Below are 15,641 nucleotides of genomic sequence, written 5' to 3' on the forward strand. Positions count from 1 at the left end.
GGGGGCAGCGCCCCCAAGGCCAATCACAAGGCGGTCCAGCCGCCATCGACAGAAATCGTGGTTCCCGTGATCTGCGCCGCCGCGTCCGAGCACAGGAAAATGGTTGTCCCGCCCAGTTGCTCAACGGAGGCGAATTCCTTGGAAGGTTGCCGTTCAAGAAGCACGTTTTTCACGACCTCCTCGCGGCTCATATTGTATTCTTTCATCGTGTTCGGGATCTGGGCCTCGACCAGAGGCGTCAGCACATAGCCCGGGCAAATGGCGTTGCAGGTGATCGGTTCTTGCGCCGTTTCCAAGGCAACGGTCTTGGTCATCCCCACCACCCCGTGCTTGGCGGCAACATAGGCTGCCTTGAACGGCGACGCCGTCAAACCATGCGCCGAGGCGATATTCACGATACGACCCCATCCCGCTTTGCGCATCATCGGCAGTGCGGCCGCGGTCGTGTGAAAGGCCGAGTTCATGTTGATCGCAATAATCGCATCCCATTTATCCACCGGGAACTGATCGATCGGGGACACAAACTGAATGCCCGCGTTGTTCACAAGTATGTCGCAAGATCCGGCCTGCTCAATCAGCGCGCGGCACTCATCGCCTCTTGACATGTCCGCCTTGATGTAACGCGCGTTGGTTCCGGTCTCTTTGGCAATCTCAGCAGCCAACGCGTGATCTTCGTCACGGTCCGTAAAGGAATTAAGGACGACATCTGCTCCGGCCTTCGCCAGCTCGCGCGCGACCCCCAGACCGATGCCAGAATTAGACCCAGTGATGATTGCTGTTTTGCCGGAAAGGCTCATGACCGTTCTCCCTGATGCGATGATTTGGTGCACAATGCCATGCTGCACCTGCAAAGAAAACGGGGAAACACACTGGTCTGAAATCCCAGCCTGACACTTCTCAAGCAGCCAAAAAAAACGCCCGCACGAAGCGGGCGTTAAGTTATTGAGGCAGGTTTCATACAGGCAAGAAACCTATCGAGCAGTGCATCCTTTATAAGCAATTCCACGCCTTCGTCCAAGCTAAAAGTTTGATAATATGAAAAATCATCACTACGGTGAATCCCAACAAAATAAGGCCAGAGCAGGATTGTTTCCAAAATGAGCCCGGATTTTCTCCGACCGTTTCGACCACTTGCGGCGGGAATCGCCAGCATTTTGATGATCTCGTCCGCCCATGCAGAATCGTCTCATGGCATAGCTATGTATGGAGACCCGGCCCTACCACCGGATTTTGTGTCCCTACCCTATGCCAACCCCGATGCGCCCAAAGGCGGCAAAGTCGTTTTCGGAAATACTGGCGGCTATAACAGCCTGAACCCGTTTTTGCAAAAAGGCACCTCGCCCTGGCAATTGCCATTTTGGACCCATGAAAGCCTGATGGGGCGATCCTGGGACGAACCTTTCACACTTTACGGGCTGTTAGCCGAATCAGTTGAGACGGCTCCCGACCGGTCATGGGTTGAATTTACCCTGCGGGAAGAGGCCCGGTTTTCCGACGGCAGCCCGGTCACGATTGACGACGTGATCTGGTCATACGAGACGCTCGGCACTCAGGGGCATCTGCGCTATCGCGGTTTTTGGGACAAAATCGACAGGATCGAACAGACCGGCCCGCGTTCGGTTCGGATTACTTTCAACGTGCCGGATCGCGAACTTGCCCTGCTCGCAGGGATGCGTCCGGTCCTCCAAAAGGCGCAGTGGAAGGACAAGAAATTTGCCGACGCCGCCTTGCACGATGTCCCAATCGGAACCGGCCCCTATGTGATCGAAAGCTACGAGGCGGGGCGCTATGTGAACCTTCGTCGCAACCCTGAGTATTGGGGGCAGGATATCCCGTTCCGTCGCGGCACCATGAATCTGGATGAAATGCGGATCGAGTTCTACGGCGACGGCAGCGTCCTGTTCGAGGCCTTCAAAGCTGGCGAGCTATCAGCGGTGCGTGAGTTCAACGGCGACAAATGGGACACGCAATACAGCTTCCCCGCCGTTCAGCGCGGCGATGTCATCAAGACCGAGATCCCGCATGGCAAACCGTCAGGCATGACCGGGTTCGTGATGAATACCCGCAAAGCCCCGTTCGACGACTGGCGCGTTCGCGAGGCCATGACGCTGGCCTTCAACTTCGAGTTCATCAACGACACGATCACTGGTGGGGCGCAGCCAAGGATCACGTCCTACTTTTCAGGCTCGGACCTGGCCATGCAGCCCGGACCGGCCCAAGGGCAGGTAAAAGCCCTGCTGGAACCCTTTGCCTCGGATCTGATCCCCGGCACGCTGGAAGGGTATGAACTGCCGAAGGGCGACGGTTCAGCCCGCAACCGCGCAAATATTCGCAAAGCCACCAAACTGTTGACCGAAGCGGGTTGGACCGTTCAGGACGGAGTCTTGCGCAACACGAATGGTGACCCGTTCAAAATGACGGTCTTGCTGCAGCAGGGTGACAGCGAGATGGCGTCGGTGGTCGAGATTTATTCCCGCGCTCTGGAACGGCTTGGCATTCAGGTTACGACGGAACAGGTCGACAACGCGCAGTATGTCGGGCGCACTGGGGAACTGGATTTTGATGTTACGCCTTTCCGGCGTGCTCTTTCACTGTCTCCCGGCAATGAACAGCGTTTGTATTGGGGAAGCGAGAACGCGGACACACCCGGCACACGCAACCTGATGGGCGTGGCCTCGCCCGCTGTTGATGCGATGATTGACGCCATGCTTGCCTCGGAAACACGTGAAGATTTCACCGCGGCAACCCGCGCGCTTGACCGGGTTCTGACGGCCGGTCGCTATGTCATCCCGATCTGGAGTTTTGATGTCGGGCGGATTGCCCACATACGCGAGCTCAGGTTCCCCGACACTGTGCCAATCTATGGCGATGGACCGCAATACATGCCGGAAGTGTGGTGGTACGTCGCCGGGTAGTCACATGAACATCAGGGCAGCCGGGTTTTGTACAACACCGGCTGTTCACCGCGGAGTGTTGGCGGACGCCTTGAAATACACGATTCCTTTGCTCTTCCTGCCCGATTGGCCCATGAAAACCACGCCTGTCGGCGGAAATCAGCACATTGCCATCACATTCAGGTATACGTTTGGCGACGACAAATCGCAGCACCACATGCAGGCCATGTCGGACGCCGGATGATCCCATGAGACGGGCCTTCGGCCTGCTTTGGCCAACACTAAAAGCTACATTGAATCGAAATATTTAGACGTAGCCCAAAGATCGAGATCGCCTTTACAATCTGCTCGCCGGGATTTCCCGGTGCCGCAACAAACAGGTCTCCTGATCCGTAGGTACTTTGAATAATTTCAAGCCCGCCGCCCTGTTGCGGCAGCTATTGCAGAGGCACAATCTTGTAAAAGGAATGCAGTGACATGCTGCGACATTTTGTCATGTCTTCCCTTACGGCACCCATTACGTACCCTAAGGAGGGGAGAGCAGTCCTAATCGCTACATAAGGAAAGCTCATACATGATGAACTGGACGGATTTGACACAAGACTGGAATGCGGCCTACGCACGTGCAAAGCGGCGTTTTCCGAATTTGCGTGACCAAGACATGATGCGCGTATCACAAGATCGTAAAGGGTTCGAAGCCTATCTGGCCGAGCGTCACCAGTTAACCATGAACGAAGCTCATGAAGAGGTCGAAGACTTCCTGTTCACCGAAGGCCTGAACAGAGAATTCTGCCGCGCGTCGCTAAGCAAGTGATGTGACCCAAAGGATTGTCGCGTCTTCGTCACTGACGGAGATTACGTTATGGCCCATGCTGCCATCGTAATAGGCGCTGTCACCCCTGCGCATTTCGACCGGCTCATAAAACTCGGTATAGAGCCGGACAACACCGGTCAGAACATACATGAACTCTTCGCCATCGTGGCGCACCCAGCCGTCGAATTCATCCATGGACCGCGCCCGAACCCGCGCGCGGTAGGGCAGCATGTGCTTCTTGGTCAGGGTTTCGGCCAGCAACTCATGCTCGTAGGTCGTTGTCGCGTGAGCCGCCCCTTCGCCCATCCGGGTAATCGCCATCCGTCCGATGACCTGATCCCGCTGTGGCGGTGTGAAAAGCTGAGGAACCGAGATTTCCAACCCAACCGCAAGCTTTTTGAGCGCGTCATAGGTAGGTGACATCTGCCCGTTCTCAATCTTGCTGAGGGTCGAACGGGCCAAACCGGCCTGACTGGCGGCCTGCTCCAGCGTCCATTTCCGCGCTTTTCGCAATTCGCGCACGCGCGCGCCAAGGTCCAGCGGTTCAACTTCGGTGTGATCGCCGGAATCGCGGGCAATTCGGATCAGGGATTTGGGATCTTGGGTGCTCATGCCATTCTCTATAGGCTTGGCCAGCCGCGCTTGCAACGCGCCAGACACCGCGTTAGCCAATGGCCATGTTATCTGTCTTCGATCAGGGGGCGCCCGCGCCCTGCCCTGCACCCTTCAATCTGGCGGCGCACGTCCTTGGCCGCGCGGATCAGGTCCCTGACAAAGTGGCTTTGTCGGTATTAATGCCCCACGGCGCGCTGGACTGTACCTATCGCGACCTGCAATCCGCTGTACTGGGCACTGGCGCAGGATTGCTGCAAGCAGGTCTGACACCCGGCGAAATCGTTCTGATGCGGCTCGGCAATACGGTGGATTTCCCGATTGCCTATCTGGGCGCGATTTCAGTGGGTATCATTCCGGTGCCCACATCGTCGCAACTGACGGAACCCGAAACCGCCAGAATGATCGACGATCTGTCCCCAGCCGCGGTTCTTCGTGATCCCGCTGTCTCATGCGCGCCTCATCCCAGACAGATCGAGTTGGATGAACTGAAGGCTATGCACCATTTGCCCCCTGCCAGCTTTGAACTGGGCGACCCCGAGCGTATGGCATATGTCGTCTACACCTCGGGAACGTCGGGCAGTCCGCGTGCCGTGGCCCACGCGCATCGGGCAATCTGGGCGCGGCAGATGATGGTCGATGGCTGGTATGGTCTGCGCGCGTCCGATCGACTGTGTCACGCCGGAGCGTTCAACTGGACCTATACACTTGGCACCGGACTGATGGACCCGTGGACCATCGGCGCAACCGCCTTGATCCCGGAACCGGGCACGGACATCACCGCCCTGCCTGCTCTGCTCCACCAGCATCGTGCAACCATCTTTGCGGCGGCACCAGGGGTCTTTCGCAAATTGGTGCAAGAGTATGAGCAAATCAGCTTACCTGACCTGCGCCACGGTTTATGCGCTGGGGAAAAGCTTTCGCGCGCTCTGCACGAGAAATGGCTAAGCGCCACCGGTACGGAACTGTTCGAAGCCTACGGCATGTCCGAATGCTCGACTTTCATATCCTCAAGCCCGGCCCACCCCGCGCGCGGCGACGCATTGGGGCACCCGCAACCGGGTCGTCGCGTGGCCATTCTGGGCCCGGACGGCCCGGTGCCGCAGGGGCAAGAAGGTACCATCGCCATTCATCGGTCTGATCCCGGATTGATGCTGACCTACCTCAACGCACCCGATGAAGTTGAATCCCGGATGCAGGGCGAATGGTTCCTGACCGGAGATCAGGGGGCAATGGCAGTGGACGGCCAGGTCAGTTATCTGGGCAGGGACGACGACATGATGAATGCCGGTGGCTACCGCGTGTCCCCGGTCGAGGTCGAAGCCGCCCTGTCCCGTTTTCCCGGTATCACGCAGGTCGGTGCAGCTACGGTCGAGGTCAAACCGGACACATTTGTGATAGCAGCCTTCTATACCGGCCCGGAAAAGCTGGACGATGCGGCCTTGCGCGCCTATGTCGAGGCAAACCTGGCACGTTATAAACAACCACGCGCCTTCATCCACCTGTCTGCGCTACCAACCGGCGGCAATGGCAAACTCCTGCGCCGGGCGTTGCCGGCCTATTTCGAGGCATCAACCACATGACCCAGACCGTCAAGCTCGACATCCTGTCCGATCCGATCTGTCCGTGGTGCTATATCGGCAAAACGCATCTCGACAAAGCACTGGCCAATGTGCCGGACCACCCTTTTGTCATCGAATGGCACCCCTTTCAGCTGAACCCTGATATGCCGGAAAATGGAATGGACCGGCGCGAGTATCTGGAGCGTAAATTTGGCGGCAAAGATGGTGCCGTGCGTGCTTATGCGCCGGTGGTTGAACATGCTGAAAGCGCCGGTCTGAAGATAGACTTTGAAGGCATGAAACGCACACCTAATACACTGGATGCACATCGCCTGATCCATTGGGCGGGGATCGAAGACAAACAGAATGCCATTGTGGATGCGCTGTTCGATGCCTATTTTGTTCAGGCCCGAGACATCGGCGACCCCGAAGTCCTGTCCGACATTGCAGACAGTGCCGGAATGGACGCTGCGGTGGTCATGAAGCTGTTGAAATCCGACGCCGACCGCGAGGATATTCGCAACCGTGATACTCATTCTCGCGAAATGGGCGTCAGTTCGGTCCCGACCTATATTGTTGCCAATCAACATGCCGTTCCGGGTGCTCAACCACCTGAAATGTGGGAGAAAGTGATCGCCGAAATCATGTCTCAACTTGAGGCTTCCCCCGCAGAATAGCACAGAGGTCTGTGCGAATTTCCAGTCTGGCCTAACCTGACTCACCATGATAGCGCGAACAGGTTAGGAGTGCTTCATGGCCAACCGCATGTCGAAGGCGGAATTCATTGCGCTGATCGCAATGATGTTCGCCACTATCGCGTTTTCGATCGATTCAATGCTGCCTGCCCTGCCCGAAATCGGCGCGCAGCTCAGCCCCGATGATGTCAATCGCGCCCAACTGATTCTGACGTCCTTCGTTCTGGGAATGGGTATCGGTACATTCTTTACCGGCCCGCTATCGGATGCGCTGGGACGCAAGCCGGTGATCTTTTGCGGCGCACTATTGTACATTGCGGCTTCGGCTGTTGCCTGGGCCAGTTCTTCGCTGGAACTGGTGCTGATTGCGCGCGTTGTACAGGGGCTGGGCGCTGCTGGACCACGTGTGGTGGCAATGGCCATCATCCGTGACCTGTATTCAGGCCGGGAAATGGCGCGCATCATCTCAATCGCTATGATGATCTTCACTTTGGTACCAGCAGCGGCCCCGATGCTGGGCGCTGGTGTTATCGCCCTCTTCGGCTGGCGCGGGATATTCATGTCCTTTATCCTGTTCGCGCTGGTCGTCCTTTTTTGGGTGAGTACACGACTGCCCGAGTCCCTGGCCGTCGAGAACCGCCGCCCCTTTCGCCTGCCCCTGATGATTGCGGCCGTGAACGAAATGTTTGCCCATCCCACCGTGCGCTTGTCTATCTTCGTGCAGACCTTGTGCATGGGGACCTTGTTCACCATGCTGACTATGGTGCAACCGGTCTATGATGTGATCCATGATCGGGCCGACAGCTTTCCCTTCTGGTTCGGATTTGTCGCCCTGATGTCAGGTTCGGCCAGCCTTTTGAACGCAGCTTTGGTGGTGCGCGTCGGGATGCGCCGGATGGTCACATTCGCCTTCGGCGCGCAGATAGCCATCACGTCTGTCGTCATCATCCTGAACATGGCGAACCTTTCGCCCGATATGTCATTTGCCTTGTTTGTATTTTGGCAAACAACAGTCTTTTTCATGGCCGGTGTAACCATCGGCAACCTGAACGCCATTGCCATGGAACCCATGGGTCACATTGCGGGCATGGCCGCGTCGGTTGTCGGGTCGATCTCAACCGTACTGGCCGCGGCAATCGCCGCGCCGATCGGGCTTCTGTTCAACGGATCCATCGCGCCGTTGACAATTGGCATTCTGAGTATGTGCGTGCTGTCGTTTGGCCTGATGATCCACATGGGTCGCATCGAAGAACGGCTGCCAGCCTGACCTGTGAATCTCGGGTGAAACACGCTATCCTACCCCGAACTTAGGGGGAGGAACTGTGATGAACGATTACTACGATCTGGGCAGCTATTCCTGCCCGGTTTCCACTTCCAGCCCCGAAGCTCAGCTGTGGTTCGACCGCGGGCTGAACTGGACATACGGCTACAATCACGAAGAGGCGGTAGCCTGTTTTCAACGCGCGGCCGAGCATGATCCGAATTGCGCAATGGCCCATTGGGGTGTCGCCTATGCAGCCGGTCCCAATTACAACCTCCCGTGGGACCTGCTGGATGAGAAGGGTCAGGAAGAAGCGCTGGCACAGGCTTACGACGCGATGCAAAAAGCCCTTGGTCTGCTCGCAGGGTGCACTGCCGTCGAACAGGCCCTGATTCAGGCCCTGCTTGCGCGTTACCCGCAACGTGATCCGGTTCAGGACATGCACCAATGGGACCACGGTTTTGCCGAAGCGATGCGCGCGGCATTTGCGGCGCACCCGGACCACCTCGACTTGCGTACCATCTATGTCGAAGCGCTGCTGAACCTGACGCCATGGAAGATGTGGGATCTGAAAACGGGCCAACCCGCCCAGGGCGCGGCAACGAAGGAAGCGCAAGATGCGCTTGAATGGGCCATGGCGAACGATCCGGCTGCGATGTCACACCCGGGCCTGCTGCACCTCTATGTTCATCTGATGGAGATGTCTCCAACACCAGAAAAAGCCCTGAAAGCAGGGGATGTCCTTCGCACATTGGTTCCAGATGCAGGCCACTTGGTACATATGCCGACACATATCGATGTGCTCTGCGGACATTACCACAACGTTGTGCACTGGAACGAAAAAGCCTCGGAAGCCGACCTGAAATATTACGAACGCGAAGGCGCGTTCAACATTTACACAGGCTATCGCCAGCACAATTATCACTTTGCCATCTACGGTGCGCTTTTTCTTGGACAGATGGAACCGGGCCTACGTGCCAATCAGGGATTGTGGGATACAACACCCGAAGAATTGCTGCGCATCGAAAGCCCCCCGATGGCCGATTACTTCGAAAGCTACATGTCCATGGGCCCTCACATCTTGATCCGGTTTGGCCGCTGGGACGAGGCTAAGGCACTGGAACTGCCCTCAGACCCAGACCTGTTCCGCACCCTGACGGCCACGACACACTACGCGCGCGCCATCGCTCATGCAGCAACCGGTGATATCGCCAATGCCGAGGCGGAAGAAAATCTGTTTCTTGCCGCCAAAGAATGCGTTCCGGAAACACGTAGGCTGCACAACAACCGTGTGATTGACCTGCTGAAAATTGCGCGGGAAATGCTGCGCGGTGAGATCGAGTACCGCAAGGGCAACTTTGAAATCGCGTTTGCCCATCTGCGCCGCTCGGTCGAGCTGGACGATACCTTGCCCTATGACGAACCCTGGGGATGGATGCAGCCCACCCGCCACGCGCTTGGGGCGCTTCTTTACGAACAAGGACGGCTGGCCGAAGCTGAAGACGCCTATCGTGAAGATCTGGGCTTGGGCGGTACGTTAAGTCGCGCCTCGATACATCCTGACAACGTCTGGAGTTTGAAGGGCCTTTACGATTGCCTCAAGGCACGCAGCGAACAGGTCGAAGTCCTGCAGATCAAACAACGGCTTGACCTGGCATTGGCCCGTGCCGACCGCATGGTGGCTGCGTCCTGCTTCTGCGCGCAGGCGGCAATGCGTAGCTAAAGTGTCCTGATCGTGCTGACGCACGATGCCTCCGGCGGGGATATTTTTAGCCAGATGAAGCAGGGATCCGCTTCTTCATCTGGCCATAAATATCCCGGGGGAGATGCGCGGAACGCGCAGCGGGGGCAGAGCCCCCTCTCACATCTCAACCTGCTTTGACCTTTTTTTGCGCCGCGACCACTTTTTCAGCGAGATCCCGGGCAATTGCAAAAGCCCCTTTGATCTTGTCACTGTCTTTTTTCCAGTCCCGGCGCACGACGATCTTGTTGTCTTTGACCTTGGCCATACCACGTTGATTTTGAATGAACTCAACCAGTCCCTGCGGCGAGGCGAATTTGTCATTGTGGAACTGGATGGTCGCACCTTTCGGCCCACCGTCGAGCTTTGCGATCCCGGCGCGTTTACACATGGCCTTGATCCGCACAACCAGCATCAAGGTATTCACCTCTTTCGGCAATTTGCCAAAACGATCGATCAATTCCGCAGCAAAGCCCTCCAGTTCGACCTTTGTCGACAGTGACGACAGGCGGCGATAGAGCCCCAAGCGCACATCCAGATCTGGTACATAGTTCTCAGGGATCAGAACCGGCACACCCAGATTGATCTGCGGAGCCCATTGATCGTCCGCATCCGACAACCCCTCCATCTCGCCGGCTTTGATCTTGGCAATCGCCTCTTCCAGCATGGATTGGTAAAGCTCATAGCCCACATCGCGCATCTGGCCGGATTGTTCTTCACCCAACAGGTTGCCCGCACCACGAATGTCAAGATCCTGCGAGGCCAGAGTGAACCCGGCCCCCAACGTGTCCAGCGAGCCCAGAACACGCAGGCGTTTTTCGGCGGCAGCGGTCAGTTTTTGGCGCGGTTTGGTGGTCAGGTAAGCATAGGCACGGGTTTTCGAGCGCCCAACGCGACCCCGGATCTGATAGAGCTGGGCAAGGCCAAACATGTCCGCACGGTGCACGACCATCGTGTTTGCGGTCGGGATGTCCAGCCCGCTTTCGACAATGGTTGTGGCCAGCAGCACGTCGAATTTCCCGTCATAAAACGCGTTCATCCGATCATCGAGCTCACCCGCTGCCATCTGGCCATGGGCAACCACGTAAGTGAGCTCAGGCAGTTGATTTTTCAGAAATTCTTCGATCTCAGGCAGGTCCGAGATGCGCGGTACAACATAGAAACTCTGCCCCCCACGATAGTGTTCACGCAGCAGCGCTTCTCGGATTGTAACGGCATCGAACTCGCTGACATAGGTACGGATCGCCAGTCGGTCGATTGGAGGCGTGCCGATAATCGACAAATCGCGCACGCCGGTCAACGACAGTTGCAGCGTTCGCGGGATCGGTGTCGCGGTCAGGGTCAGCACGTGAATGTCTGAGCGCAGCTGTTTCAGCCGTTCCTTATGACCCACGCCAAAATGCTGTTCCTCGTCGATGATCAGAAGCCCCAAATTGTTGAACCGTATGTTCTTGGCCAAAAGCGCGTGCGTTCCGATCACGATGTCCACTGTCCCGCGGGCCAGACCGTCACGGGTTTGCTGGGCTTCTTTCGCCGAAACAAAGCGTGACAATTGCCGGACCTCCAGCGGGAACCCCCGAAAGCGTTCCCTGAAACTCGCGGCATGCTGGCGGGCCAGCAGGGTCGTGGGTGCCACAACCGCAACCTGAACGCCCGACATGGCGGCGACAAATGCGGCACGCATGGCAACCTCGGTCTTTCCAAATCCGACATCACCGCAGATCAGACGATCCATCGGCGCGCCGGAATGGATGTCCTCCATCACATCCGAGATCGCCCGCAACTGGTCTTCGGTTTCCTGATATGGGAATCGCGCGCTGAATTCCTCCCACGCGTGGGGCGGTGGATCCATGACCGGGGCTTTACGTAATGCACGTTCAGCGGCGATGCGGATCAGCTTATCCGCCATCTCGCGGATGCGCTCTTTCAGCTTGGCCTTCTTTGCCTGCCATGCACCGCCACCCAAACGGTCCAGCAGACCTTCGTCATGGCCGTATTTCGACAGCAATTCTATGTTTTCGACCGGCAGGTACAGCTTTGCCTGCTCGGCATATTCCAGCAACAGGCATTCATGGGCGGCACCGGCTGCGGTGACGACCTCCATTCCCATGTAACGACCTATACCGTGATCCACGTGAACAACCAGATCACCGGGGCTGAGCGACTGGGTTTCGGTCAGAAAGTTTTCGGCCTTGCGGCGCTTTTTGGGCTGACGGATCAGCCGGTCGCCCAGCACATCCTGTTCAGCGATCACCGTTAGATCAGGAGTTTCGAACCCGTGCTCCAACGCCCAGACGGCAAGGTGCAAGCCGCGTTTTCCAATGCGGGTGCCGTTAGCCACATGTATCGCCTCGGCCAGCCCTTCGTCTTCGATCAGGCCGGTCAGGCGTTCCCGCGCGCCATCGGAATATGAGGCGATCAGCACCGGTCCTTTGTCGAGCTTTGCAGTGATGTGACTGGCCAAAGCGCCGAACAGGCTGATGCTTTCCTGCTGGCGTTCCGGCGCAAAGTTGCGCCCGATGCGCCCACCCGCGTCGATGACACCGGGGCCAGAGGCTTGCTGCAGCGGGCTGAACTGCAAAACCCGACGATCCGCGACAGCCGCCTCCCAGGCGGTATCGTCAAGATACAACAACCCCGGAGGTGTGGGTTTATAGACCGTGTCCATGCGAGATCGGTTTTCCAGCGCCAGTCGTCGGGTCTCGTACTGATCGGCAATCGTATCCCAACGCGCCAGACGCGCGGGCGTCACCTGATCATCGACAGTGATCACCGCATCCGGCAAGTAGTCGAACAGTGTCTCCAGTTTTTCGTGGAAGAACGGCAGCCAGTGTTCGATCCCCTGATGTTTGCGGCCTGCGCTTACGGCCTCATACAAAGGGTCATCCGTACCGGCGGCACCAAACTCGATGCGATAGTTCTGACGGAACCGGGTTATGGCGGCCTCGTCCAGGATGACTTCGGACACCGGTGCAAGTTCAACGATGTCCAGCTTTTCGGTTGTTCGCTGGGACGCCGGATCAAAGCGGCGCGCGCCGTCCAGGACGTCACCGAACAGGTCCAGCCGAACCGGGCCCGCCTCTCCCGGAGGGAAGATGTCGATGATGCCGCCACGGATGGCGTAATCGCCGGGTTCCATCACCGTTGGACTTTGTGTGAACCCCATACGCACCAGAAAGTTTCGCAGAGCGGTTTCATCTATGCGATGGCCAACTCGGGCAGTAAACGCCGCCTCTCGCAAAACCTCCCGTGCCGGGACGCGTTGGGTCGCGGCGTTCAGCGTGGTCAGTAATACATACTGTTGGGGCATCTGGTGGACCAGCGCCGCCAGAGTAGCGACGCGCGCCGCCGAGATATCCGCATTAGGCGAGACCCGGTCATAAGGTAGGCAATCCCAACCCGGAAACACAAAGACAGGCATCTGAGGCGCAAAGAACGCCAGTGCAGCGCGCATCGCTTCCATCCGCTTGTCATCGCGTGCGACATGGGCCACCGGCCCCCTGCTGCGGGCGATCTCGTTCAGCACCAGCTGCGCGTCAAACCCTTCGGGGGCGCCGCCAACTGTCACGTGGTTCGGAGCCTTCATCGCCTCGCCTTTCAGAATCTTCTATCCCAGAACGCCAATCGAAAGGTTCTGATACATGCCCCAGAACGAAGTGACCAGTATCGAGATCATGCCGATGATCTGGGTATACAGACGGCAGCGGGAAATCGTTTTCGAGACAGTTTCGAGTGTCAATTCCTGCCGCCGGAGACGCCTTGCATGCACGATATTCACTAAAAGCACCAAGGTCATTGGGAACAAAAGCAAAAACAGGGCCTGCGCGAACTCGACATCATAATAAAACCCAAGCGTGGCCATCCCGGTGAACAGAAAACACCCAAACGCCAAAAGGATGGTGCCAGACATGTCGACGATCAGCAGAATCCGATTTGTATGGATGCGAACGATGTCGAGCAGATCGGTTTCGACCTGACCTCCGATCCGGCGGGCACGAACAACCAGATCATATGGGATGCCCATCACCCAGTGGCTGGCAGACGACCAGAGTACCGCCAGTACGATCCAGAACCACAGATTCGAAAAGCTGCGCATGTCGATGAGTTCAAAGATCGAAGAGTACCAGTCCAAACCCAACCCTTTATTCGCACTACTCAGGGGGGTTCCATCTAGGCGCGCGTCCATTGATACCCTTGAGACCTTTGTGAATTCATGCCACCCAATGCACGAATGTTCAAGGAGAACGCGCCATGAAACCGACCATTGCCCCATTTCCCATGACCCGCTTTCGCCGAGCCCGTCAATCACAGGCAATTCGTGCGCTGGTGCGTGAGAACACTCTGACAACGGATGACCTGATCTGGCCGGTTTTCGTGCGCGATGGCGAAGGTATTGAAGAGCCCGTGCCCTCGATGCCTGGTGTGGTTCGCAGATCGGTTGACCTGATTGCCAAAGCGGCGGTCGAGGCCCAGGCCCTTGGGATTCCTGCAATTTGCATCTTTCCCTACACCGACCCAGCGCTGAAAACCGAAGACTGCGCTGAGGCATGGAACCCCGACAACCTGTCAAACCGGGCCATCCGGGCAATCAAGGCGGCGGCCCCAGACGTCGCCGTAATGACGGATGTGGCGCTTGACCCGTATAACATCAACGGCCACGACGGATATGTCGTTGATGGAGAAATCGTGAACGACCAGACCGTCGAGGCGCTGGTAAAGATGACGCTGGCACAGGCAGACGCCGGTGCGGATATCATCGGCCCGTCGGACATGATGGACGGCCGGATCGGGGAAATGCGTCGCGCGCTGGAACGTGCGGGCCATCACAACGTGATGATCCTCAGCTATGCTGCCAAATATGCCAGTGCGTTCTACGGACCCTTCCGCGACGCGGTCGGTGCATCGGGGGCCCTGACGGGCGACAAAAAGACCTACCAGATGGACCCCGCGAACTCGGACGAGGCCCTGCGCCTGATCGAACGCGATCTGACTGAAGGCGCCGATATGGTGATGATCAAGCCGGGCATGCCTTATCTGGATATCTGCCGCCGCGTGAAAGACAGTTTCGGTGCGCCGACATATGCCTATCAGGTATCGGGCGAATACGCGATGGTTCAGGCCGCAGCCCAGAACGGCTGGATCGATGGCGAGAAGGTGATGCTGGAAAGCCTTCTGGCCTTCAAACGCGCCGGATGCGATGGAATTCTGACCTATTTCTCTCCTCAGGTTGCGCGCATCCTGCAGGGATAAAGCCCGCAAGTTTCGCGATATTTCGCCGATAAGATTTCCCGATCGGGCAGCTTTCCCGTGACACATCGCCCTGATCGGCGTATCCTTGCCGCCAAGACCGGGATCACCCGGCATTTCAGGCACAGTTACAGAGATAAAAAACCATGAGCAGTTCCAATTCCCCCCGACTGAATCGTCGCGGCTTTGCCTTGGGCATGGCAGGTCTGAGCTTGACCGCCGCCTGTGGCAACGGCGTCGGCAATTCCAACGCAGCAACAATCGATGCCCGTGTCGACGCCACGCTGACCGAGATGTACAGCCGCTATCCCAACACGGTTGAAATTGCGAACAAGGCCAACGGCATGCTGGTCATGCCGCTGATTACCGAAGCCGGTTTCGTGTTCGGTGGCGGTTACGGCCGCGGCGCGCTGCGCATCAGCGGTGCAACAGTTGACTTCTACTCGGCGGTCAAGGGCACGGCCGGGCTACAGATCGGCGCGCAGCAATATGCGCATGTCCTGTTTTTCATGACCGAAGACGCCCTGAACGATTTCCGTCGTTCCAGTGGTTGGACAGCCGGAGCAGATATTGGCTATGTGGTCAGCGATCAGGGCGATTCCGTGTCGACAGACACAACGACATTGCGATCGCCCGTTCTGGCTGCCATCTTCGGACAGGCTGGGCTTCAGATCGGTGCGACCGTGGAAGGCACGAAATATACCCGAATTATCCCATAATTCGGGCTTCCCACTTCTTCTGACAAACCCCATCACAGCGGAATGCTGCGGTGGGGTGTTTGTTTTCATCCTTTCCGCGCAGGTTCTCGCCGCGTT

At 57.6% G+C, this 15,641-nt stretch carries 13 protein-coding genes; 9 read left to right on the forward strand and 4 right to left on the reverse strand.

Features of this window, described 5'->3' with window-relative positions:
• Positions 1-23: 23 nt before the first annotated feature.
• Entirely contained in the window at positions 24-797 is a 774-nt protein-coding gene (locus tag ACR0BK_RS02425; RefSeq protein WP_480553653.1) for a 3-hydroxybutyrate dehydrogenase, read from the reverse strand.
• 300 nt (positions 798-1,097) lie between these two features.
• Here ACR0BK_RS02425 and ACR0BK_RS02430 point away from each other — a divergent pair, with 300 nt between their 5' ends.
• The 3 genes from ACR0BK_RS02430 (at position 1,098) to ACR0BK_RS02440 (ending at position 3,708) form a co-directional block, all read left to right on the forward strand.
• Positions 1,098-2,915, forward strand: coding sequence for an extracellular solute-binding protein (locus tag ACR0BK_RS02430; RefSeq protein WP_480553655.1), 1,818 nt, complete (start codon positions 1,098-1,100; stop codon positions 2,913-2,915).
• Between the two features lie 4 nt (positions 2,916-2,919).
• Entirely contained in the window at positions 2,920-3,138 is a 219-nt protein-coding gene (locus ACR0BK_RS02435; protein ID WP_480553657.1) for a hypothetical protein, read from the forward strand.
• A 330-nt stretch (positions 3,139-3,468) separates the two neighbouring features.
• On the forward strand, positions 3,469-3,708 hold the full coding sequence (locus ACR0BK_RS02440) for a hypothetical protein (RefSeq protein WP_480473034.1): 240 nt from the start codon (positions 3,469-3,471) through the stop codon (positions 3,706-3,708).
• Here the strand turns inward: ACR0BK_RS02440 and ACR0BK_RS02445 are convergent.
• Positions 3,697-4,320 (reverse strand): helix-turn-helix domain-containing protein, encoded by a 624-nt coding sequence (locus ACR0BK_RS02445; RefSeq protein WP_209503779.1) that lies wholly within the window; start codon positions 4,318-4,320, stop codon positions 3,697-3,699. The genes ACR0BK_RS02440 and ACR0BK_RS02445 overlap by 12 nt on opposite strands.
• Before the next feature lie 65 nt (positions 4,321-4,385).
• On the opposite strand from ACR0BK_RS02445, the gene ACR0BK_RS02450 reads away from it, so the two are divergent.
• The 4 genes from ACR0BK_RS02450 to ACR0BK_RS02465 all read left to right on the forward strand — a co-directional run bounded on the left by ACR0BK_RS02450 (position 4,386) and on the right by ACR0BK_RS02465 (position 9,561).
• A complete protein-coding gene (locus tag ACR0BK_RS02450) occupies positions 4,386-5,903 on the forward strand; it encodes a class I adenylate-forming enzyme family protein (RefSeq protein ID WP_480553659.1) in 1,518 nt (505 codons plus the stop codon).
• Positions 5,900-6,559 (forward strand): DsbA family oxidoreductase, encoded by a 660-nt coding sequence (locus ACR0BK_RS02455; RefSeq protein ID WP_480553661.1) that lies wholly within the window; start codon positions 5,900-5,902, stop codon positions 6,557-6,559. Before ACR0BK_RS02450 ends, ACR0BK_RS02455 begins: the two co-directional genes overlap by 4 nt.
• 76 nt (positions 6,560-6,635) lie before the next feature.
• Entirely contained in the window at positions 6,636-7,844 is a 1,209-nt protein-coding gene (locus ACR0BK_RS02460) for a multidrug effflux MFS transporter (protein ID WP_480553663.1), read from the forward strand.
• A 58-nt stretch (positions 7,845-7,902) separates the two neighbouring features.
• The gene (locus tag ACR0BK_RS02465) at positions 7,903-9,561 is read left to right on the forward strand and encodes a hypothetical protein (protein WP_480553665.1); all 1,659 of its coding nucleotides are present in this window, start codon (positions 7,903-7,905) and stop codon (positions 9,559-9,561) included.
• A gap of 145 nt (positions 9,562-9,706) precedes the next feature.
• Here the strand turns inward: ACR0BK_RS02465 and mfd are convergent, their stop codons facing one another.
• Together mfd and ACR0BK_RS02475 are read right to left on the reverse strand one after the other, a co-directional pair.
• A complete protein-coding gene (gene mfd / locus ACR0BK_RS02470; protein WP_480553667.1) occupies positions 9,707-13,165 on the reverse strand; it encodes a transcription-repair coupling factor in 3,459 nt (1,152 codons plus the stop codon).
• 21 nt (positions 13,166-13,186) lie between these two features.
• Positions 13,187-13,711 (reverse strand): component of SufBCD complex, encoded by a 525-nt coding sequence (locus ACR0BK_RS02475; protein ID WP_480486469.1) that lies wholly within the window; start codon positions 13,709-13,711, stop codon positions 13,187-13,189.
• Between the two features lie 119 nt (positions 13,712-13,830).
• On the opposite strand from ACR0BK_RS02475, the gene hemB reads away from it, so the two are divergent.
• Both hemB and ACR0BK_RS02485 read left to right on the forward strand, forming a co-directional pair.
• A complete protein-coding gene (hemB, locus tag ACR0BK_RS02480; RefSeq protein ID WP_480553669.1) occupies positions 13,831-14,829 on the forward strand; it encodes a porphobilinogen synthase in 999 nt (332 codons plus the stop codon).
• 143 nt (positions 14,830-14,972) lie between these two features.
• Complete coding sequence (locus ACR0BK_RS02485; protein ID WP_480473050.1) at positions 14,973-15,545, forward strand: lipid-binding SYLF domain-containing protein; 573 nt, start codon at positions 14,973-14,975, stop codon at positions 15,543-15,545.
• The last annotated feature ends 96 nt before the right edge of the window (positions 15,546-15,641 follow it).

Source organism: Ruegeria sp. AF1 (assembly GCF_056542125.1).